Raw genomic sequence first — 21,869 nt, 5'->3', positions numbered from 1 at the left:
GTGATCGAAGTCCTTTTCGTCCGGTCGGTTCGGACCAAAACCGCCAGCTGGTGCGATGAACGACTCATCGCGAGGGCGCTCCGCCGCGGGTTACCGTTGAGCCGAACTGATTTGCGGTGCGAACGATCGAGGGTGGATGTCAGAGCAGTCGCGCGGGAAGTACGCGCTGATCCTGGGCGGGATGTCGGCGTTCGGGCCGCTGTCGATGGACATGTACCTCCCCGCCCTCCCGGCGATCTCCGGCGAGCTGAACGCGGGCGCGTCCCAGGTGCAGCTGTCGCTGATGGCCTGCACGATCGGGCTCGCGCTGGGGCAACTGGTGATGGGCCCGCTGTCGGACACCTACGGCCGTCGCCGCCCGCTGCTCATCGGTGTCGTCGTCTTCGCCCTCGCCTCGCTGGCCTGCGCGCTCGCGCCCTCCGCCTACGCGCTGGCCGCGCTGCGGCTGGTGCAGGGCTTCGGCGGAGCGGCCGGCATCGTGATCGCGCGAGCCGTCGTGCGCGACCTGTTCTCGGGCGTCGCCCTGGCGAAGTTCTTCTCCCTGCTGATGCTGGTCAACGGCGTGGTCCCGGTGCTCGCGCCGGTGCTGGGAGGTCAGCTGCTGCGGGTCACCTCGTGGCGCGGGGTGTTCGTGACGCTGTGCGCGATCGGTGCCGCGCTGCTGGTCGCCGCGCTGCTGGCGCTCCCCGAGACCTTGCCGCCGGAGCAGCGGCGTCCCGGCAGCCTGCCGCAGACCCTGCGCACCTTCGGCGGACTGCTGCGCGACCGGATGTTCACCGGTTTCGCGCTGTCGGCGGCGCTGGCCTTCGCCGCGATGTTCGCCTACATCTCCGGTTCCTCGTTCGTGCTGCAGGACGTCCACCACCTCTCGCCGCAGATGTTCAGCGTGGTCTTCGGCGTGAACTCGATCGGCATCGTGGCGATGGGTCAGATCAACGGACTGCTGGTCGGCAAGGTCGACTCGCGGCGGCTGCTGGCGATCGGGCTGGGTGGCAACGCCCTCGGCGGCCTCTCCGTGGCGGCCTCGACGGTGCTGGGCCTGGGGCTGTTCGCGCTGCTGCCCGCCCTGTTCGTGACCGTGGCCAGCATCGGCCTGGTGTTCCCGAACGCCACCGCCCTCGCCCTGTCCGGGCACCGCGAGACGGCCGGGAGCGCCTCGGCGCTGCTGGGCGTGCTGCAGTTCATGATCGGCGGGCTGGTCTCCCCGCTGGTCGGCATCGCCGGCTCGGACACCGCGGTGCCGATGGGCCTGGTGATGGGCGCGCTGTCGGCCTCGGCGGTCGTGGTGTTCGCGGTCCTGACCAGGCGCCGCGCCGAACCCGAGCGGCGGTGACCGCTCGCGCCGACGGCGTCAGCGGCCGACCCGGAGCACGGGTCCGCAGGTGCGGTCGGGGGCGGTGGCGTCGCGGTGGTTGATCTCGTCGATGCGACGACCGGCCTCGGCGCGCAGCGCCGCGAGCAGTCCGGGATCCGGAACGGCTTCCCGGCGGATCCAGTCCTGGTTGGGGGCCAGGACCTGGTCGGCGTGGACGAGCACGTAGTCGCGGGCCAGTCGCGGGTCGCCGAGGATGCCGGTGGCCGCGCTCCAGTGCCCGTGCGCGTGGATGATCGTCGGGCGCGCGCGGTCGAAGACGTGGTCGCGCAGTCCGCGCATGTCGCCGTGGCGGTGGTGCTCGGCGATCGCCGGGTCGGTGAGCCCGGCGAGGTCGACGATGCGGAGTCGGCTGGTCAACGCCGTGCCGCCGACGTCGGGGACGAGCAGGGTTCCGCTGCGCAGGCCCAGGAGATCGGCGTAGCGGTCGGGCACGTGACCGTAGCGCTCGGCGACCGAGCAGAGCGGAACGTCGGGAGCGGCGCGGAACGCCGCGGCATCGCGATGCAGTCGGGGTGCGCCGACCAGTCCGGCGACCACGACGGCCAGCACCAGCGCGACGCGCCATCGTCTGCGGTGGCCGGCTAGGCCTGCTGTGACGACGAGTGCGGTGGTCAGCGCGGCGAGCGTCCACACCGGGGTGGCGAAGCGGTGCTGGCTCATCCAATCCTCGGGGAGCAGCGTGTAGGCGACGACCGCCAGCGCGAGCGGGATCAGCAGCGCGGGAAGCGCGGCGCGCTGGTCGCGGCGGAGCACCAGCGAGACCACGCCGAGGAGGAACGCGGCGGTCGCCGGCCATCCGGGGTAGGCGAGGAGTTCGCCCAGCCGTTCCAGCTGAGGCGCACCGAGCGCGATCCCTCCCTTGGCGACAGCGGTGTTGGGCACCAGCAGTCCGAAGTGGACGAATCTCCACGCGGCGAAGAGTCCGAAGGGGACCATGAACGACGCGCACGAGACCGAGATCGCGCGAATCGTCCCGCTGCGCGCGGAACACGCGGCGAGCAAGGGGAACGCGGCGGCGAGCACGGCGCCGTCGGGCCGCGTCATCGCGGCCAGCACCGCCAGCGCTCCCGACGCCGCCGCGACGCCCGGGTGCAGCAGGGTTCCGGCCAGTCTCGCTCGCAGCAGCAGCACGGCGAGCGCCGCGGTGATGAGCGCGTAGAGCGGGTTCTCCAGGCCCGAGAAATTCCAGATCACGAACGACGGCAGGGCCGCGAGCACCGCACCGGCGACCAGCGGAGCCCACGCCGCTCGAGAAGTCAGCGGCCGGGCGGCGAGGTAGGTGCAGACGAGCACTCCCGCGCAGCAGATCAGCGCCAGCAACTTCGGGTAGACGACGTAATCGGGAATTCCGAAGAGTGTTCCGGAATCGAACAGGCCCAGTGCCCGACCGAGGGCCAGCAGGACCAGCCACGTCGGGTTGGAGTAGCCCTCGACCGACATCGCGCCCGGCTGCAGGACGAGTCCCGCTCCGCTCCCGAGGTTTCGCGCGTAGGCGAAGGTGATGGCCGCGTCGTCGATGAGCCAGGAACCGTAGGCGCGCGCGTGCACGGCGATCAACGCGGTGCCGCAGCCGACGGAGAGGATCGGGGCCCACGCCGATCGGTGCCGCAGCGTCGTGCGGAGCGAGCGTGCCGGTGCGGAGCGATCGGCCAGCGTCTCGGCCATCGATACCCTCTTTTGAGTAGTGAACGGATGTTTCTGCGCGGCGGCTTCGTCGCGACGCTAGTTTCGAAGCGGGGTGCGCGCGAACGCTCGATCACTCGTCCGGGCACCGGTTCTGGGACTGCGATCATGAGTGCTCTGATTTAGCTTGCCTGTGCCGTGATCAGAGCCGTCATCGATTGCGGTGACGTGCGACGTACGTCGCCGGAAATCACCCGGCGACGCAGTCAACGCAAGTGGGGCACGGTGGAGAGCTTGTGGGTGCTCGCGATCGCGACGTTGGTGCTGTTCGTCCCCGGCGCGATCGTGCTGCTGGCGGCCCGGGTGAGACGGGCGAGCTGGATCGCGGGAGTCGCGCCGCCGATCTCGTGCGGAATCGCCTCGCTGACCGCGATGGGCTGCGCGTTGATCGGCGTGCCGTTCGGACCTGTTCCGCTCTGCGTGGTCGTCGGGCTGGTGGCGCTGGTCGGCGTCGGGGTGTGGTGGCGTAGCCCCCGCGAACCGTCGACCGGGCCGCGGCGTCGACCGGTCGAGCTGGTCGGAGCCGTCTGCGGTGTCGTGCTGGTCGTGGGTGCGATCGCGGCGGGGACGCGGTCGTGGTTGGCGGGCATGGGTTCGCTCCGCACCGTGCCGCAGGAGCACGACATGGTCGTGCACACGACGTTGACGGCGTTCATCGAACGCACCGGGCGGGGCGCACCCTGGCAGCTGCTGCCGGCCGACCTGCTCACCGGAGCACCTGCCCAGCCGTATCCGGCAGGATTGCACCTGCTTTCGGCGATCGTGGCCCGGTGCGCCGGGGACGCCGTGGTCGGGTTGAACGCGGTGGCCGTCGTGGTCTGCGCGGTCGTGTGGCCGGTGTCGGTGGCGACCCTGGGCGTCATGGCGGCCCGGCGGGCGCGAATGGGCTTCGGAATCGCGATGGTCGCCGGCGGGATGGCCGCTGTGGTGGCGATCGGCCTGCAGCAGCCCATGTTCCTGCTCAACCACGTGGGCGGGATGCTGCCGAACGCGACCGCGCTGGCGATGGCGCCGGGCATCCTGACGGTCCTCGTGACGATGGCACCGGCCGTGGGGCCGGTGCTCGTGGCCGGTCTCGCGTGCGCGGGCGCGGTGGCGGTGCACCCGAGCGCAGGGGTGACCGTGGGGGTGAGCGTGGTGGCCTGGTGCGCGGGCGAGTTGTTCACCCGGGGTGGAGCGGGTTTCGCCAAGGACCGGGTGCGCGCGGTGGGCGCTGCCGTCGTGGTGGCGGCGGTGATGTCGCTGCCGGGACTCGCCGCGGTGCTGTCGCAACGCGCGACCGTGACCACGTTCCCGTCGGAGAAACCGCCCGAGTCGGTGACGCAGGCGATGGGCCGGGTGTTCGCGGTTCCCTACGACGGGTTCCCCGGTGACGTGGTGCCGCTCGGTTCCGGGCAGTTCGCGGTGATGCTGCTGTTGCTGGCGGGTCTGGTGGCGATCTTGGTCAGAGGAGGGCCGTGGGGGTTGGTCGCGGCGTGGGGCGCGTGGGCGGTAGTCGTCGTGGCCATGTACGTCAGCCCGGGCCGTGGCTGGGAAGCCGGGATCACCCGCTACTTCTACAACGCGACCTTCCGGATCTCCAGCCACCTGAACCTGTTCGTGCCGGTCATCGCGGCGTTGGGAGTCGTGTTCACGGCTGCGGTGGTGGCGCGGAGGCTGCCTCGGCTGCCGTCGCTGCGCCCCTCGGCGGGCCGGTGGGCCGCGGTCGGGCTGGTGATGGTGCTGGCCGCGGTCTACGGGATGGCCGTCCTGCCGGGATACCTGCGCATCGCGCAGTCCACGGTCGCCAGCCGGTTCAGCAGTCCGACGCCGTACGTGCGCGTGTCGCCCGACGACCTCGCCGCGATCCGGTGGCTCGCTCCCCGCGTGCTCCCCGGCCAGCGCGTGCTGAACTCCGCGAACGACGGGTCGACCTACCTCTACGTCCTGGGCGGGGTGCCGGTGGTGAACGTGCTGACGCTGGGCGCCGCCGCCTGGCCGCCGAGCTACGCGCTGCTGGAGGACTTCAACCGGTATCGAACCGAGAGCGACATCCGGCGCGCCCTGACCGATCTCGACGTCGCCTGGATCTACGTGGACACCAAGACCCCGACCATCAGCTCGGCGGGAGCGCCCGAGAACTGGGTCTCCGCGCCGTCGTTCGGGCTGGCACCGGGCCTGCTGAACCTGGAAGCGCTGCCCGAGGTCCGTCCCGCGTTCCGCAGCGGCACGGTCGCGGTGTACTCGGTGGACCTGAACGCGATTCGCGCCCTCGACGCGGGTCCGCCGGCCGGACGACCTCCCGTCGTCGTGAACTCGACGAGGTGACGATGGCCGACGCTTGGGTGCACGCGGTTCCGCTGTGGGCAGCGGCGGTGGTGTGGTTGGTGCTGTCGGGGTTGCCGATCGCGTCGGCGATGGGACTGCGGGGATGCGCGGCGTGGGCCGCGGCTCCGGCGCTGGCGGTGGCGACGCTGTCGATGGCCGCGGTCGTCGCCGGAGCCGCGTCGGTGCGGTGGTCGCCGATCGTGGCGCTGGCCGCGGTCGTTCTCGCGACGTTGCTCGCGATCGCGGTGAACTCGCTGGTCGGCGGACGCCCCGCGCGTGACCGGGGAACGGTGCGGGCCTGCGCCGCCGGCGGTGTGCTGGTCGGGGCCCTGCTGGGGGTGGCCGCGCTCGTGCTGGCGCTGCGGACACCGGCGGCCCTGTCGCAGAGCTTCGACGCGGTGTTCCACTACTCGGCGCTCGCCGCGATCCGGGACTCCGGTGATGCGTCGTCGCTGACGTTGGGCGCGCTGGACGTGCCGGGGGCGCCGGCCCGGTTCTACCCGGCAGCGTGGCACGACGTCACCGCGCTGGTGCTCGCCACCGTCGGAGGAGCGATCCCGGCCGGGGCGAACGCGGTCGCCGGGGTGATCGCCGTCCTGGTGTGGCCGCTGGCGTGCGTCTTCCTGGCGCGCCAGGTGTTCGGTCCGCGGCCGGGGACGTTGGCCGTCACCGGGCTCTACTCGGTCGGGTTCACCGCGTTCCCGTGGGGTTTGCTCAAGTGGGGCGTGCTGTGGCCGAACCTGCTGGGGATGAGCCTCGTTCCCGTGGCGCTGGGCCTGGTGCTGGCGGTGACGGGCCGAGCCGTCGACGACGCGGTCGGCCGGCCTCGCGCGCTCGTGCTGCTCGCCGTGACGCTCGTGGGGATGGCGCTCGCCCACCCGAACACGGTGGTGTGCCTGGTGGTGCTGGCCTCGGTCCTGATCCTGGTGACGACCGCGCAGCGGGCGCGCGAGCACGTGGCCGACGGCCGCGTCGGTCGCGCCGGGTGGACCGTGGCCGCGGCGGTGGTCGTGCCGCTGGCGCTGCTGGCCGCGTTGCGCACGACGTCGCTGATGCGGGAGGTCGCGGCCGTGTGGTGGGCGCCGACCACCACCGCTGCCGGAGCCGTCGGCGAGGTACTGCTGCACGCCACGCACGGACGTCGCGCGGAGTGGCTGCTGGCGGCGGTCGTCCTGGTGGGAGTCGTGCGATCGCTCCGCGACCCGGCGCTGCGGTGGCTCGCGGCCGCCCACGCGGTGTCTGCCGCGCTGTTCGTGATGGCCGCGTCGATCCAGTCGCCGTGGACGATGGTGCTGACCGGCTTCTGGTACAGCGACTCGTGGCGGATCGCGGCGATGCTGCCGATCACCGGGGTGCCGCTGGCCGTGCTGGGCACCGTCGCGATCGCCGAGTGGCTCCGGGCGCGGATCGACCTGCGGGTCGCGGTACCGGTCGGCGCGACCACGCTGCTGATCGCGCTGATCCTCGCGGGCGCCACCAAGGGCCTGCACCTGGGCCGCACCGCGCTGGCCGTGCACAGCTCCTTCGCCGCCGAGGACGCCCCGGCGACCAACATGGTCAGCCCGGACGAAGCGGAGTTCTTCGCGCGGATCCGCGACCGCATCGAACCGGACGCCGTGGTCGCCAACAACCCGTGGGACGGCAGCGCCCTGCTGTGGCCGCTGCAGGGCCGCCGCGTCCTGTTCGGACAGCTGGACGGCCGGAAGCAGACCGCCGAGCAGGACTACCTGGCCCAGAACCTCGTGTTCGCCGCCACCGACCCCCGCGCGTGCCGGCTCGCGGCGAAGATGGGCGTGCGCTACCTGCTCGTGGGCGAGGTGCACTTCTGGCCGACCGACCCCAGGGTCGATGACTACCCCGGTGTGCGCGATCCGGGAGCACTTCACGGTTTTCGGCTGGTCGAACGGCAGGGTGAACTGGCCTTGTTCGCGCTGTCCTCCTGCTCCGAGACCCCCAACCTGGATTCGTCGGCGCCAACGCCCGACCGACGGAGGGGAACGCGATGACTGCACGGGACGACATCTGGGTGATCATTCCGATGTACAACGAGGCGACGGTCATCCACGAGGTGGTCACCGAGCTCAGGCAGACGTTCCCGAACGTGGTGTGCGTCGACGACGGGAGCGCCGACGATTCCGCCGCCCTGGCGCGCCAGGCCGGCGCCGTGGTGGTGCGGCATCCGGTGAACCTCGGGCAGGGCGCCGCGCTGCAGACCGGGGTCGAGTTCGCGCGAACGCGCCCGGGCACCCGGTGGTTCCTGACCTTCGACGCCGACGGCCAGCACCAGGTGTCCGACGCCGTCCGGTTGCTCGACGAGCTGGCGACCGGCGATCGGGACATCGTCATCGGCACCCGGTTCGGCGATGGCTCAGCGTCCGTGCCGATCCTCAAACGAGTGGTCCTGCGCACGGTGGTGCGGTGCAGTCCGAGCCTGCGGCGCCTGCAGCTCTCCGACGCGCACAACGGGTTGCGGGCGTTCAACCGATCGGTCGCCGACACGATGGAGATCACCTGCGACGGCATGGGTCACGCCTCCGAGATCATCGGCATGATCCGGTGTCTGGGCTGGCGGGTCGCCGAGAGCCCGGTGACGATTCGGTACACCGCCTATTCCATGGCCAAGGGACAGTCACTGCTCAACGCGGTCAACATCGCGTTCGAGACGGTGGTGCGGACCAAGACGGAGCACATCAGATGACAATTCAGGTGATCCTCGTCGCCGCCGTGACGGCGCTGCTGGTGTTCTTCCTCCGGCACCACGGCACGACGTACGTGACGGCCGCGGTCCGAATCGGATTCATCATGTTCCTGGCGTTCGGCGTGTTCGCCGTGTTGCGCCCCGACACGCTGACGGTGCTGGCAGCCGCCGTCGGCGTGGGCCGGGGCTCGGACCTGCTGCTGTACGGGCTGGTGACGGCGTTCGCGTTCTTCTCGCTCAACACCTACCTGCGGTTCAAGGAACTACGGGTGCGGTTCTCGCGGCTGGCGCGCGCGGTCGCCCTCGACGAAGAGCGTGACCGGACCTCCTGAACCTTCTCGCGAGACGTCTTCGGATCGGTGGCGTCGGGGGCCTGGAACCGGGATGCCGCTCTGCGACAGCAGGTGCTCCACGACGGTGCCGATGCCGGTGACGAGGTCGATCTGCGGCTTCCAGCCGAGTTCGCGGCCGATGCGGGACCAGTCGAGCACGGAGTCCCGCACGTCGCCCTGCCGCGCGGGCAGGAACGCCGGTTCGTCGGGCGCACCGGTCGCCTCGGCGACGATGGAGTGCAGCTCCCGGTCGGAGGTCGGCACGCCGGTGCTCACGTTGTAGCGCTTGCCGGAACCCCGTGCTCCCGAGGCCGCGATGAACGCGGCGATGACGTCGTGCACGTGCACGTAGTCGCGGGTGTTGCGGCCGTCGCCGTAGATCGAGGTCGGCGATCCGTCGAGCATCGCGCCGGCGAACACGGACACGACACCCGCCTCGCCGAGCGAGAGCTGGCGGGGACCGTAGACGTTGGCCATCGCCAGGTGCGTGCACTCCAAGGCGTGCAGTCGCCGGTAGGTGTCGAAGTAGATCTCGCCCGCGAACTTCGACGCCGCGTACGGCGAGAACGGCTGCACAGGTGCGGATTCGTCGGTCGGAATGGTCGTGGCGTGCCCGTAGATGGAGCCTCCGGAGGTGGCGTAGACGACCTTGCGGGCGCCTGATGCCCGTGCCGCCTCGGCGACGTTGACGACGCCGAGGACGTTGGAGCGCGCGTCGGCGAGCGGGTCGGCGACGCTGGCGCGGACGTCGATCTGCGCGGCGAGGTGGTAGACGACCTCTGGTCGGTGTTCTCTCGCCAGGGCAACGAGTTCGGAAGAGCAGGCGTCGACGCGGTGCAGGCTGATCCTTCCGGTGTCGAGCGACTCCGCCAGGTTGGCCGCGCTTCCCCGGCTGAGGTCGTCGACCACGCACACCTCATCACCATCACGAACGAGCTGATCCACGAGGTGTGAGCCGATGAATCCGGCCCCGCCCGTCACCAAAGCGCGCACAAGTTGCCTCCTGAAATGGCGAAAACGATTCTGAATTCAGGTTTTTGCGTCCGCTCGCTGCCACCTGATACCTGCGAGCGTGTGTTGCGCGGAGCGAGAGCCGCAAACCGGGAGGTGGCACACCACTCACACGTGATGCTCCCGACGACCGCGCAGCTCCTCGAACGGGAAGGCTCTGAGCGGCGCGGTTCCGCGGTGATGTTCGTCCTTTGGGGACACCGCAGCCGTGGCGGAGCTCGTGCGTTCTGCGGGGGTGTTCCGGCGCGCGTAGCGTGCGATTCCGTGACCGGAGGTGCGCAGTCGGGGGCAGTGGCGCTCGCGGTGGGAACCGTTCTGGTCGGAGCGGCGGGCTACGCGTTCGTCGCGTTGGCGGGACACCTGTTCGCCCCGTCCGAGGCGGCTGCGGTGTCCACGGTGTACATGGTCGTCAACATCCTCGGTCCGGGCGTCTTCCTCGCCTTGGAGCAGGAGGTGAGCCGCCGCACCGCGCACGCGGTCGCGCTGGGACGTTCGGTGCGAGAAGCGGTGGTGCGAACGGCGATTCGCGGAGCGGGGTTGCTCGCCGCAGGGTTGCTCGCGCTCGTGGCGTGCGCGCCGTTCCTGGTCGACGACGCGCTCGCGGGCCACTGCGGGCTGCTGGTCGTGGTCGCGGCCAACACCGCGCTCGCCGCGATGATGTCGCTGGTGCGGGGAGTGCTGGCAGGCATGGACGATTTCGGCGGGTACGCGGCGTCGTTGGGCGCGGAGGGGATCGGACGGCTCCTGCTCGTCGGCTCCGCGTGGTTCGCGGGTCCGGTTCCGGTGACGTGGTACGCGGCCACGTTCGCGGCCGGCACCGGGTGCAGCGCGCTCGTCGGCGCGCTGTGCGCGTCGAGGCGGCGACGTTCGCTCGTGCGCCCTGGTCTCGGGGATGCCGTCGCGAACGGCGGTTCCCGGCCGGCCGCGTCCGGCGGGTTGCCGTCGCTGGCGGTGGCGACGCTGCTGACCTACGTGATCGCCAACCTCTCGGTCGTGATCGTGACGACCCGGCTGCAGGACGCCGCGCTGGCAGCGGCTTTCGCTGCCGGACTGCTGCTGGCGAGGATGCCGATGTTCGTGTTCTCCCCGGTGCAGGCGTTCCTGCTGACAGCGCTGACCGACGCTCAGGCGCGCGCGGAACGACGTCGCTTCCGGGCGACGATCAGGAACGGCATGGCGGTGGCTCTGGCGTTCGGAGCCGCCGGGCTCCTGGGCGTTCTCGGCCTCGGCGGTTGGGCTCTGCGGGAGCTGTTCGGAACGCGGGTCGCCCTGTCGACGCTGACCCTGGTGTGCCTGGTGGGCAGCACGGTGCTGCTGATGGGAGCGCAGGTGCTGCACGCGGCGCTGGTCGCGCGCGGTCGGCACCGCAAGGTCGCGGTGTCCTGGCTGGCGGGAGCCGTGGTCCTGGTGGCGGTGCTGACATCACCGGGGGAGCCGGTGGCCGCCGCGGTCGCCGCGCAGGCGCTCGCGGCGCTGACGGTGGCGGTCGGCATGGCGTGGGCGCTGAGCCGGTCCTCCGCGGCACCCGGGAACGCGGGAACACCGGCGGGCGCCGTCGGCACCCTGGCGGCCGAGCACTAGCGGCCGGGCGGGAACCCGGTCCGCAGGAGAGCGTTCAGACCGAACTCGGCGCGGCCCAGGCCAGGATGTCGCGGCAGGTGTCGATGAGCCGTTGCCGCAGCCCCGCGGCCTCCTCGGCGAACTCGCGCTGCCGCCGGACGTAGTCGGCGCGCCCCTGCGGTGTCTCGATCGGCACCGGCTCGTACCCGAGCTCGGAGAGGTCGTAGGGGCTGGCGCACATGTCCAGCTCGCGCACCCGCACCGCCAGCTCGAAGCAGTCGGCGATGAGCTCGCCGGGCACGAACGGGTCGAGCTTGTAAGCCCACTTGAACAGGTCCATGTTCGCGTGGAGGCAGCCCGGCTGCTCCAGCCTGACCTGGTCGGCTCGGGACGGTTGCAGCTCGTTGAGCGGGCGGGCCTGCGGGGTGAAGAACCGGAACGCGTCGTGGTGGGTGCAGCTGATCGGCATCGACTCCACGACCTCGTCGGTGCCGTCGTGCCCCAGCCGCAGCGGCCAGCCGCTGTGCCGGACGTCGCCCGGCTCGGTGCGGTAGACCATCGCCCACTCGTGCAGCCCGAAGCAGCCCAGCCGGGCCGGGCGGGAGGCGGTCGCGCTGAGCAGGCCGAGGATGAACTCCGCCGAGTCGCGCCGCTTGTCGGTCAGCGCCGCCGGTTCCAGCGCGACACCGCCGGGCACTTCGGTGAAGCCCTTGCGGGACAGGAACTCCTGACCGTTCTCCAGCACCACGCCGACGCCGGGCTGCCACCGCTCCAGGCGGGCCGGGCGGAACGAGTAGTACGTGAACAGGAAGTCCAGCACCGGGTGTGCGCGGTGCTGGTGCTGACGTCGGCGGTGGGGCTCGGTCCACTGGGCGACCCGTTCCCGGTGCGCGGTTCGCCGCTCGCGCCACTCCTGCTTGCTCAACACCAACATCGCTGGTCAGGGTATCAGTGGCGGAACTGCACCCAGTCAAGCTGGAGGATCTCGCTGGGGACGGTCCCGCTGACGACCAGGTAGACCGTGTGCGTACCGGTGATGCCTCGGAAAAGCGGTGCTCTCGAGGTCATCGGCGTGGGGGTTTCGTCGGGACGACCGATTCTGAGCTCGCTGATGTACTCGCCCGTGGGGCTGTCCAACCGCAGGGTGATCCTGCCGCCGTCGGACACCGACCGCGCGGTGCGGAATCGGAGGACCATCCCGTTGGCGGGGCTGGCGCCGAAATCGACCCCGTCGAACCGCATCACGTCACCCGATCTCAGCGGGGCGGCGTAGGTGGCACCGTTCGAGGACACGGTGTGCAGCGGGCGACCGATCCAACCGGACCTCTCGGCCTCGATCACCTCGAAGGCGCTGCCGATCGGCTCGCTGGGCTTGATCTCCGTTTTCTGGTTCTGGTTCTCGTTCCCGTTCTCGGACGAGTCCTCGGTGACCATCGCGTAGCCGAGCGCCAGTCCGGCCACGACTACCAGCGCCGTCGCAGCGATGACGATCCGCCGCCGGCTGCGGCGCGGCGCCGGGGGTTCTGGCTCGTGCGGGCGCTCGGACTGCGCGGGCGAGACGGGCCGCGCGGCGCGCACCTGCTGTGGCGGGACCGGCGGGCGCGGGTGCGACGGCGGCGCGACCCGCGGGACCGGTTGGCGGCGCTCGGCGACCCGGGACTCGCGCGGCGTGGACACCGGCGGCAGCGGGTGCGCGGAGACCGACGGCATCGGACGCCGGCTCGGGATGCGCTCGGTGGCTTCCGGAGCGTTGGGGTCCAGCAGGGGCTCGAACGGCTCGTCACCGGCGGACCTGACGATCTCGTGCAGCCTGCGGCGCACCTCCACCAGCGGCATCCGCCGGTCCGGCTCCTTGACCAGGAGCCCGCCGAGGACCTCGCCGATCGGTCCGGTCTGGTGGTGGCGGGGGATCGGCCCGTGCACGATCGCGCTGATGATGACCAGCGGATCGCTGGTCTTGTCGTACGGCGGGCGGCCCTCGGCGGCCGAGTAGAGCGTGGCGCCGAGGCTCCACAGATCGGCCCGCGAGTCGAGGGCGCCCCGGCGCGCGATCTCCGGCGGCAGGTACGCGGGCGTGCCCAGCAGCATCTCGGATCGGGTCATGGTGGTCTCGGCGATGTTGCGGGAGAGCCCGAAGTCGGCGAGCTTGACCTGCCCGCGCGGGCCGAGCAGCACGTTGCCCGGCTTGACGTCGCGGTGCACGATGCCGACCCGGTGCGCGGCGTCCAGCGCCGCGGCAACGCCGTCGATCATGACGGCCAGCTGGTAGTGGTTGAGCGCGCGGTGCTTCTTCAGGATCGCCGACAGGCTCCGCCCCGGCACCAGTTCCATGACCACGAACGGACCGGAGGCGTCCTCCCGGACCACGTCGTAGAGCATCACGGTGTTGGGGTGGCTGAGGGTCGCCATCGCCCGCGCTTCGCGCAGGGCTCGTTCGCGCAGGTCAGCGGCCCCTTCTTCGGGCAGGTCGGCGGGCAGGTGGAGCTCCTTGACCGCCACCGGGCGCTCCAGGACCTCGTCCGTCCCGGACCAGACGTAGCCCATCCCGCCCTTGCCGATGGTGCGGTCCAGCCGGTACCTGCCGCCGATCACGCGGCCCGAGGAAGATGTGTCCGCGTGGGACGGCGAGAGCTGATCATCTCGCACGCATGGACACTACCGAGCGGAGTTCCTGGTTCGCGCCGGGGGCATCCCCGGCGCGAACTGGGAAAACGGGATTTTGCGGCCGTTCGGGCACTCCCGTGCACCCGCGGTTTCGGGTGAAGTTGCGCCATCTGGAGGAGGCGCGTCCGCCCGCGCATCCGGTCAGTGGACGTGCGTGCCGTCGCGGACGGTGCCCACGTACTCCTCGACGAGGTCCTCCAGGGCCACCACGCCGACCGCCGCGCCACCGGCGTCCACCGCCGCGGCCAGGTGGCTTCCCGCCCGGCGCAGCGACGTCATGGCCTCGTCCAGGCGCGCGGTCACCGGCACCGTCGGCAGGTCGCGCCTGCGGGCGTCGGAGATCGGCGTCTGCGGATCGTCGCCCGCCTGGTCGAGCACGTCCTTGATGTGCAGGTAGCCCAGCAGCCTGCCGTCGTCGTCGCGCACCGGGAACCGGGAGAAGCCGGTGTCGGCCACCAGCCGCTCCACGTCGCCCAGCGTCGGACGGCCCGGCAGCGTCGTGACCTCCGGGAGCGGGACCAGGACGTCGGCGACGGTGTGCTCCACCGACGACAGCGTCTGGGCGAGCCTGCGGTGCTCGGAGTGCTCCAGCAGCCCCTCGCGCCGCGACTCCACCAGCAGCTCGGCCAGCTCGGCCGAGGTGTAGGCGGTCTCCAGCTCGTCCTTCGGCTCGATCCGCAGCAGCTTGAGCACCGCGTTGGCCATCATGTTGAACAGCGCGATGAACGGGCGCGCCAGCTGCACGAACCCGACCAGCGCGGGCACCAGCCACAGCGCCATGCGCTCCGGCTCGGCCAGCGCCAGGTTCTTGGGCACCATCTCGCCGACCAGCACGTGCAGGATCACCACGATCGTCAGGGCGATCGTGAACGCCACGGCGTGCGTCACCGGCTCCGGGATGCCCAGAGCGCTGAACGGCGCTTCCAGGGTGTGCGCGACGGCGGGCTCGCCCAGCCGTCCCAGACCCAGCGAGCACAGCGTGATGCCCAGCTGCGCGCTGGTGAGCATCAGCGAACCTTCCTGGCTCGCCTTGATCACCGTGCGCGCCCGGCCGACCCCTTGGGCCAGCAGGGCCTCCAGCCGGTCGCGGCGGGAGGACAGCAGGGAGAACTCCGCGCCCACGAACAGCGCGTTGAGCAGCAGCAGGAGGACGCCGAGCAGCAGCGCGTAGGAGTCGCTCATCGGGCCGCCTCCATCGACTCGGCCTGGGCCGGCTGCTTGGTGAGGCGCAGCTCGGCGATGCGGTGCTTGTCCATGCGCATGACGGTCAGCCGCCAGTCCTCCAGTTCGAGCTGGTCACCGACCGACGGGATCCGGCCCAGCCGCCACAGCAGCAGGCCGGCCACGGTCTCGTAGTCGCCCTCGGGCATCTCGAAACCGGTGGCCTCGGCGAGCTCGTCGGGGCGCAGCAGGCCGGAGATCAGCCACGAGTCCTCGCCGAGCCTGCGCACGGCGGAGATCTCCAGCCGGTCGTGCTCGTCGCGCACGTCGCCGATGATCTCCTCGACCACGTCTTCCAGGCTCACGATGCCTGCGGTGCCGCCGTACTCGTCGACGACGACCGCCAGCTGGAGGCCCGATCCGCGCAGCCGGTTGAGCAGCGCGTCCCCGTCCAGCGTGGCCGGCACCGTCGGCACCGGGCGGGTCAGCGTCTCCACGCGGGTGGACTCCCGGCGCGAGGCCGGGACGCCGAACGCCTGCTTGACGTGCACGACGCCCTGGACCTCGTCGAGGTCGCCGCCGTGCACCGGGAACCGGGAGAACCCGGTCCGGCGGGCGAGGTCTAGCAGGTCCACGAGGGTCTCGCCGACCTGCAGCGACGCCACCCGCACGCGCGGGGTCATCAGCTCTTCCGCGCTGCGGTCGCCGAAGCGCAACGAGCGGTCCATCAGCCGGGCCGTGGACTCGTCGAGCGTGCCGTGCGCGGCGCTGGAGCGCACGATCGAGCCGAGCTCGTCGGGGGAGCGCGCCGAGCGCAGCTCCTCCTGGGGCTCGATGCCGAACCTGCGCACCACCCAGTTCGCGCTGTTGTTCATGGCGTCGATCAGCCACTTGAACACCTGCGAGAACCGAGCGTGGTAGCCGGACACGGCGCGCGCCGTGGGCAGCGGGCGGGCGATGGCGAGGTTCTTCGGCACCATCTCGCCGAAGACCATCGACAGCGCCGTCGCCAGCAGGATCGCCAGCGCCAAGGACACGCCCCCGGCCACGCCCAGCGGCATGCCCAGGGCCGTCAGCACCGGCTGGATCAGGTCACCGATGAGCGGCTCGGCCACGTAACCGGTGATCAGAGTGGTCAGGGTGATCGCGACCTGCGCGCCTGAGAGCTGGAACGACAGCGTGCGGTGCGCGCGCTGCACGGCGCGGGCCCGCTTGTCGTCCACGGAGTGCACGTGCGCGTCCACCGTGGAGCGTTCCAGCGAGGTCAATGAGAACTCCGCTGCCACCGCGAGACCGGTGCCCAGCGTGAGCACTGCGATGAACAGAAGGCCGACAACGGCCAGCAGGATTTCGATCAACCCTCGGCCCGCCTCGTGTGAGTGACCGACGATCGGAGATAGCCGGGTCTACTGCCCGGCTCGGTACTGCTTCCCTCTGGGGATTGTGCCGCTGGCACTGAAGTGCTCACTCCCGTGAATTGAATGGACCAGTTGGAAAAGGTCATACCGAGTATACCGGCGCTGATGCGATGCAATCGGTAGCGGCGCGATCACGATTCCCGGGTTTCCCGGAGTTCGGCGTCGGCCGGGTGCGCGCGCGGGTGCTCCTCGCGGCCTGCTCCCACCAGCTGCGTTGGGGCGGAGGGGAGTCCGTTGTGGCCGGTCGTTGGCTGCTTCTCGCCCCGATGGTCTGATCCTGTCTACCTAGAAGTAACCTGCGACAAAGTTGTCGCGGTCACCGCCGCGCTGAACAATCACGAGAGGACGTGATCGTGAGCACACCCACGGTTGCGGACGCGCCGCAGAAGGGTTTCTTCGGGCACCCGCGCGGTTTGTTGACGCTGTTCTTCACCGAGATGTGGGAGCGGTTCTCCTACTACGGCATGCGCGCCATTCTGGCGTACTACCTCTACTACGCCGTGTCCGAAGGCGGCCTGGGAATCCCCGAATCGACCGCGCTGTCGGTGGTCGGCGTCTACGGCGCCTCGGTCTACATGACCGGCGTCCTCGGCGGCTGGCTGGCCGACCGGGTCGTCGGAGCCCAGCGCGCGGTCCTCTACGGCGGCGTGATCATCATGCTCGGCCACATCGCGCTGGCCCTGCCAGGTGGCATGACCACCGTGCTGATCGGCCTGGTGCTGCTGGTCATCGGCACCGGCCTGCTCAAGCCGAACGTCTCCGGACTGGTCGGCGGCCTCTACGACGAGCAGGACAACCGCCGCGACGCCGGTTTCTCGATCTACTACATGGGCATCAACCTGGGTGCCTTCATCGCGCCCTTCGTCGTGGGCACCCTCGGCGAGAAGGTCAACTGGCACCTGGGCTTCGGCGCGGCCGCGGTCGGCATGGCGCTGGGCCTGGTCCAGTACACCCTGGGTCGCAAGAACCTCGGCAGCGCGGGCCTCGTCCCGGTCAACCCGCTGCCCGCCGAGCACAAGGGACGCGTCCTGGGTCGCGCGGGCGGCATCGCGCTGGGCTTCGTCGTGGTGCTGGTCGCGCTCTCGGCGACCGGTGTGATGGGGCTCGACGGCCTGGTCAACCTGATCAGCATCATCTCCGCGGTGCTGCCGATCATCTACTTCGTGGTGATGCTCTCCAGCAAGGAGATCACCAAGGTGGAGCGCGACCGGCTGATCGCCTACATCCCGCTGTTCCTGGCCACCGCGCTGTTCTTCCTGCTGTTCGAGCAGCAGCCGAACACGCTGGCGAACCTGGCCGAGGCCGACACCGACCTCAACGTGTTCGGCTTCGCCATCCCGGCGTCCTGGTTCCAGTCGGTCAACCCGCTGGCGATCATCATCCTGGCGCCGGTCATGGCCGCGCTGTGGATGAAGCTGGGCTCGCGGCAGCCGTCGACCCCGCAGAAGTTCGTCGGCGGTCTGTTCTTCGTCGGCGTGTCGTTCCTGTGGGTCGTGCTGTCGAAGTTCGCCGCCAATGACGACGGCAAGCACCTGCCGATCATGCTCGCGCTGGTGTTCGTGATCATGACCGTGGGTGAGCTGATGCTCTCGCCGGTCGGCCTGTCGGCGACCACGAAGCTCGCGCCGAAGGTCTTCACCTCGCAGATGATGGGCCTGTACTTCCTGGCCCCGGCGATGGGCCAGGGCCTGGGCGCCCAGGCGGTGAAGCTGTACTCGGTGGAGAACCAGCAGCTGTACTTCTCGATCGTCGGCATCGCCACGATCGGGTGCGCGGTCCTGCTGCTGGTCTCGGCGCGCGTCATCAAGCGCTACATGCACGGCGTGAACTGACGGTTCAGCGCACGAAGAAGGCCGGTCCCGTTCCCGGGGCCGGCCTTCTTCGTCGTCGTGGCGAGGATCAGCGCAGGTCGAAGGTGCGGGAATCCCGCGTGTCCGACGCCGACGGGTCCGGCTCGGGATGGCCCGGGATGGCGACGTCCTCGGCCGGTAGGGCGCCGTGCACCAGGTAGTCCGCGCCGATCCGGTCCGCCTCGGCGTTGCCGGACAGCGCCCAGACCCCGTGCTTGCCCGCGTCGCGCTCGGTGACCAGCACCGACGACGGCAGCGAGTGGTGCATCTCGACGGCACCCGCGTACGGGGTCGCCACGTCGTGCTCGGAGTTGAACATCAGCACCGGCGGCAGCTTCTCGCCGGTGATCTTCGTGGGCTGCTGCCGGGGCGCGTGCCAGGTGCGGCACGGCGCGACGGTCCAGCTGTTGAACCACGCGGCGAACGGGTGCCCGCTGGCCATCCGGCGGGAGTCGCGCTCCCACTCCGCGCGGCGGGTCGGCCAGGGCGCGTCGGCGCACTCCACGGCGTTGTAGATCGCGTTGCCGTTCTCGGCCAGCGCGTCCTTCGGCGTGACCATCGCCGCCAGCGCGCGGTCGTCGCCCCGCAGCTGGAAGTCGGCGAGCCCCTGCGCCAGCGGCTGCCAGTCGGACTCGCCGTAGAGCGCGTTGAAGCTGATCTCGATCAGCTCCGAGGGCCCCAGCGGTCCGCGCGGTGCCTTCCGCAGCTCCTCCTGCGTGCGCTGCCACGCGGCCTTCACGGCCAGCCCCTCGGTGCCGAGGTGGAAGACCCGGTCGTGCCGGGCGACCCAGTCGAAGAAGTGGTCGAGCCGCTGCTGCGCGGCCACGTCCTGGGCGAGGTTGTTGCCGTACCAGATCTCCGAGACGTCGGGGTTGACCGAGCTGTCCAGGACCATCCGGTCCACCCGTTCCGGGAACAGCTGCCCGTAGACCGCGCCGAGGTAGGTGCCGTAGGAGTAGCCGAGGAAGCTGATCTTCTGCTCGCCCAGCGCGGCCCGGATGAGGTCCATGTCGCGGGCGTTGGTGGGCGTGTTCAGGTGCGGCAGGTACTTCCCGGCGCGCTGCGCGCAGCCGTCGGCGTAGGCCTGCGCGCGCTGCCAGTTGGTCTCGCGGGCGGCGGGGGAGTCCGGGTCGGGAAGCGGGTTGGCCCAGTAGGTCGCCGGGTCCACGCAGCTGATCGGGGTGCTGTGCGCGGTGTTGCGGGTGTCGAAGCCGATCAGGTCGTAGGAGTCGCGCACCTGCGGCGGCACCAGACCGCCCAGCGTGCCGGCGAAGTCGGCTCCGGGACCTCCGGGACCGCCGGGGTTGACCAGCAGCGAGCCGCGCCGCGCCTGCGGGTTCCGCGCGGGCAGCTTGGAGACCAGGATCTGCACCCGCTCACCGCCGGGATGGGCGTGATCGAGCGGGACCTCGACGGTCGCGCAGCTCAGCTGCGGGTACGGCGTGGCGATGTCCTGCGGGCACGGCCCGAACTGCAGGGCAGGCCGGGGCGCCGCGATGCTCGCCGCGGGTGGCGCGACGGCCAGTGCCGCGACCGCAGCCAGACCGAGCGCGATCGAACGCTTCACGTGGGGGCTCCTCAGACGCGTGGAGGCAGTTGATCTCGCAGCGTAGGAGCGGGGGCGGTGGCGACCTACGGACTCGGTGCCGTGTCGCCGGAAGGGGGTGTCAGCTTCGCCCGGCCAGGTGAGCGTCGGTGCCGAGCTCGCGCGGCAGCTCGTCGAGGACCTGCGTCGTGCGGTCCAGCCACCGGATGCTGCGGTGCAACGACGTCGGTCCGTCGGTGAGCGATTCGGCCAGGTCGTGGAGCTCGTCGGAACGTCGGTGCGCCGCCGCGATCGCCTCCTCGAACGGCACCTGCCCCTCGTCGGTGAGGGACTCGGCGGCGTCGGCCAGCGCCCACAGCTGCTCGGCCAGCCGCTCCCGGGTGTCGGCGTCGACCATCTCGGCGGTGTCGCCGAGGGCCACCGAGAGGTTGCGGACGTAGTAGGCGCAGCCGCTGAGCTTGGTGGCCGTGCGCTGCACCTGGCTGCGCCGGGACCGGAACCGGTAGGCCGTCAGCGGGTTCGCGCTGACGAGCACCTGCTGCAGCGCGTCGTCGAGCGCGCGCGTGGGTTCCTGCAGGCCCGAGGCCGTGCCCTGCTCGCTGAGCTCGGTCCCGGTGCTGCGCAGGAAGTCCCGCAACGCCTTGAGGAACTCGCCGGTGTTGGTGCGGACCAGCTCGCGGGTGCGGGTGGGCAGCACGAACACCGCCGCCAGCACCCCGGCCAGCGCCCCGACCGCGGTCTCGGCCAGGCGCGTCTCCAGCACCGAGGCGTCGAAGGTGCCGAGCATCCCGTACAGCGCCCCGAGCAGGGTGGTGATGAAGAAGGTCATCGCGGCGTAGGAGTAGCCGACGAAGTAGAACGCCAGGAACACGCACAGCAGGATCACCGACAGCTCGGCGGTGAGGTCCCCGCCGACCTGCGCGGCGACCACGATGCCGGCCAGCACGCCGAGGATGGTGCCCGCCGTGCGCTGCCAGGCGCGCACCAGCAGCTCGCCGCGGCTGTTGGCGCTGATGAACACCACGAACGCGGTGATCACCGCCCAGTACCAGCGGTTCGGCGAGACGAGCTGTCCGAGCACGATCGCCAGGCCCGCGGCCACGGTGACCTGGATGGCGGTGCGCAGCTCCGGTCGTGCCAGCCCGGTCTGCTCCTCGCCGGACTCCTCGGTGTCCTCCTCGGCCGCGCTGTCTGTTTCGTCCCGCTGCTCGCCGAGCTCACCGGCCGCTTCGGCGAGCTCGGCCAGTTCGGTGCCGAGCCTGCGGACCGCCATCGCGAGGTCGACCGACCCCCGGTCCTCGATCTGCTCGGACACCCGCCGGGTGGCCTCCCGGATCTCGCGCGGGCGGCTCTCCAGCACCGACAGCAGCGCGCCGACCGCGTGCGGCACGGCACCACCACCGCTGGGGTGGTCGACCAGCCGCAGCAGCCGCGTCACCAGGTTCTCCGCGGCCAGCTCCACGTCCAGGATCCGCTGCCGGAGCACGTCGCGGCCGGACTCGGAGAGCTCGTCCATCCGGCCGACCGTGGTCTCCAGCATCAGCGCGGTCTCGTTCAGCCGCGCCGAGCGGTTGTGCAGCTTGCGCCGCCGCCGCGCGGACGTCGGCTGGTCGGCGACGTCGCGCACCGCGTGCAGCAGGCCGTGCACCTGGGCGCGCAGCGTGCGGCGACCGCGCGCCAACACCCCCTCGGGATCGTCGCGCAGCACCAGGAACCGCAGGCCGGCGGCCATGATCGTGCCGATGAGCACCGCCGCGATCAGCGCCGGGAACTGCGCGACCTGCGGGCGCAGGAACATCGCGAAGAAGTAGCCCATGAACGCGACCATGCCCAGCGGGAAGTACCGCGGGCCGAACCTGCGCACGTACACGGCCACGAAGATGACCAGCAGGAAGACCCCGCTGTGCAGCGGCGGCGAGAACTCGGTGGCGATCGCCAGGCCGAGGGCCGCCAGCGCCGGAAGCGGCAGCAGCGCGTAGGTGATGGCCTGGCCGCGCCGGTCCGGATCGTTGACGCCGAGCGAGCCGTTGATGGCCACCACCGCGCCGATCATGGCGCTCGGCAGCGGCTGCCCCCACCAGGCGAGCAGCGGCACCGCGGTGGCCAGCGTCAGCGCCACGGCGAGGGTGACGCGCACGGCGGTGCGCAATCTCCGCAACGACGGATCGGAAGCGAGGAAGCGGTTCCACCACTCGCTGCCCATGCCGCGCGTTCTCCTTCGCCTCAGCTGTCGTTGGCGTGAGATTACGCCGAACGGTGCCCGT

The 21,869-nt window shown here is 71.1% G+C and carries 15 protein-coding genes; 7 read left to right on the top strand and 8 right to left on the bottom strand.

Going from position 1 to position 21,869, the window contains the following annotated elements:
* Positions 1-136: 136 nt before the first annotated feature.
* The gene (locus KBO27_RS10415; RefSeq protein ID WP_210969737.1) at positions 137-1,333 is read left to right on the top strand and encodes a Bcr/CflA family multidrug efflux MFS transporter; all 1,197 of its coding nucleotides are present in this window, start codon (positions 137-139) and stop codon (positions 1,331-1,333) included.
* A gap of 18 nt (positions 1,334-1,351) precedes the next feature.
* Here KBO27_RS10415 and KBO27_RS10410 read toward each other — a convergent pair whose 3' ends face one another.
* Positions 1,352-3,040 carry a DUF8728 domain-containing protein gene (locus KBO27_RS10410; RefSeq protein ID WP_210969736.1) on the bottom strand — a complete coding sequence of 563 codons (1,689 nt, stop codon included), beginning with the start codon at positions 3,038-3,040 and terminating at the stop codon, positions 1,352-1,354.
* 243 nt (positions 3,041-3,283) lie between these two features.
* Here KBO27_RS10410 and KBO27_RS10405 point away from each other — a divergent pair, with 243 nt between their 5' ends.
* The 4 genes from KBO27_RS10405 to KBO27_RS10390 are packed head-to-tail and all read left to right on the top strand — an operon-like array spanning position 3,284 to position 8,395.
* The gene (locus KBO27_RS10405; protein WP_210969735.1) at positions 3,284-5,365 is read left to right on the top strand and encodes a DUF6541 family protein; all 2,082 of its coding nucleotides are present in this window, start codon (positions 3,284-3,286) and stop codon (positions 5,363-5,365) included.
* A 2-nt stretch (positions 5,366-5,367) separates the two neighbouring features.
* A complete protein-coding gene (locus KBO27_RS10400) occupies positions 5,368-7,371 on the top strand; it encodes a DUF6541 family protein (protein WP_210969734.1) in 2,004 nt (667 codons plus the stop codon).
* Positions 7,368-8,063: a glycosyltransferase family 2 protein gene (locus KBO27_RS10395; protein ID WP_210969733.1), complete on the top strand. Its 696-nt coding sequence runs from the start codon at positions 7,368-7,370 to the stop codon at positions 8,061-8,063. Before KBO27_RS10400 ends, KBO27_RS10395 begins: the two co-directional genes overlap by 4 nt.
* Positions 8,060-8,395 (top strand): DUF2304 domain-containing protein, encoded by a 336-nt coding sequence (locus tag KBO27_RS10390; protein WP_210969732.1) that lies wholly within the window; start codon positions 8,060-8,062, stop codon positions 8,393-8,395. The genes KBO27_RS10395 and KBO27_RS10390 overlap by 4 nt, the downstream gene beginning before the upstream one ends.
* Here KBO27_RS10390 and KBO27_RS10385 read toward each other — a convergent pair.
* Positions 8,327-9,376: an NAD-dependent epimerase/dehydratase family protein gene (locus tag KBO27_RS10385; RefSeq protein ID WP_307870339.1), complete on the bottom strand. Its 1,050-nt coding sequence runs from the start codon at positions 9,374-9,376 to the stop codon at positions 8,327-8,329. The genes KBO27_RS10390 and KBO27_RS10385 overlap by 69 nt on opposite strands.
* Positions 9,377-9,670: 294 nt before the next feature.
* On the opposite strand from KBO27_RS10385, the gene KBO27_RS10380 reads away from it, so the two are divergent.
* Positions 9,671-10,987, top strand: coding sequence for a hypothetical protein (locus KBO27_RS10380; protein ID WP_210969730.1), 1,317 nt, complete (start codon positions 9,671-9,673; stop codon positions 10,985-10,987).
* A gap of 34 nt (positions 10,988-11,021) precedes the next feature.
* On the opposite strand, the gene KBO27_RS10375 is transcribed toward KBO27_RS10380, so the two are convergent.
* The 4 genes from KBO27_RS10375 to KBO27_RS10360 all read right to left on the bottom strand — a co-directional run bounded on the left by KBO27_RS10375 (position 11,022) and on the right by KBO27_RS10360 (position 16,149).
* The gene (locus tag KBO27_RS10375; RefSeq protein ID WP_210969729.1) at positions 11,022-11,900 is read right to left on the bottom strand and encodes a 3-methyladenine DNA glycosylase; all 879 of its coding nucleotides are present in this window, start codon (positions 11,898-11,900) and stop codon (positions 11,022-11,024) included.
* A gap of 14 nt (positions 11,901-11,914) precedes the next feature.
* Positions 11,915-13,612 carry a protein kinase domain-containing protein gene (locus KBO27_RS10370; RefSeq protein ID WP_307870332.1) on the bottom strand — a complete coding sequence of 566 codons (1,698 nt, stop codon included), beginning with the start codon at positions 13,610-13,612 and terminating at the stop codon, positions 11,915-11,917.
* 159 nt (positions 13,613-13,771) lie between these two features.
* Positions 13,772-14,812, bottom strand: coding sequence for a hemolysin family protein (locus tag KBO27_RS10365; RefSeq protein WP_210969728.1), 1,041 nt, complete (start codon positions 14,810-14,812; stop codon positions 13,772-13,774).
* The gene (locus KBO27_RS10360) at positions 14,809-16,149 is read right to left on the bottom strand and encodes a hemolysin family protein (protein WP_210969727.1); all 1,341 of its coding nucleotides are present in this window, start codon (positions 16,147-16,149) and stop codon (positions 14,809-14,811) included. The genes KBO27_RS10365 and KBO27_RS10360 overlap by 4 nt, the downstream gene beginning before the upstream one ends.
* A gap of 413 nt (positions 16,150-16,562) precedes the next feature.
* Between KBO27_RS10360 and KBO27_RS10355 the strand changes: the two genes are divergently transcribed.
* Positions 16,563-18,041 (top strand): peptide MFS transporter, encoded by a 1,479-nt coding sequence (locus tag KBO27_RS10355; RefSeq protein WP_307870331.1) that lies wholly within the window; start codon positions 16,563-16,565, stop codon positions 18,039-18,041.
* Between the two features lie 67 nt (positions 18,042-18,108).
* On the opposite strand, the gene KBO27_RS10350 is transcribed toward KBO27_RS10355, so the two are convergent.
* Positions 18,109-19,626, bottom strand: a complete 1,518-nt coding sequence (locus tag KBO27_RS10350) for an alpha/beta hydrolase (RefSeq protein WP_210969726.1) — start codon at positions 19,624-19,626, stop codon at positions 18,109-18,111.
* Positions 19,627-19,726: 100 nt separating this feature from the next.
* On the bottom strand, positions 19,727-21,808 hold the full coding sequence (locus KBO27_RS10345; protein ID WP_210969725.1) for an FUSC family protein: 2,082 nt from the start codon (positions 21,806-21,808) through the stop codon (positions 19,727-19,729).
* Positions 21,809-21,869 lie beyond the last annotated feature (61 nt).

Origin of the sequence: Saccharopolyspora endophytica, assembly GCF_018070075.1 — a bacterium.
Classification (GTDB): domain Bacteria; phylum Actinomycetota; class Actinomycetes; order Mycobacteriales; family Pseudonocardiaceae; genus Saccharopolyspora; species Saccharopolyspora endophytica.
Note: the sequence above shows the minus strand (reverse complement) of the source record. Positions and strands in the feature narration are given on the sequence as shown.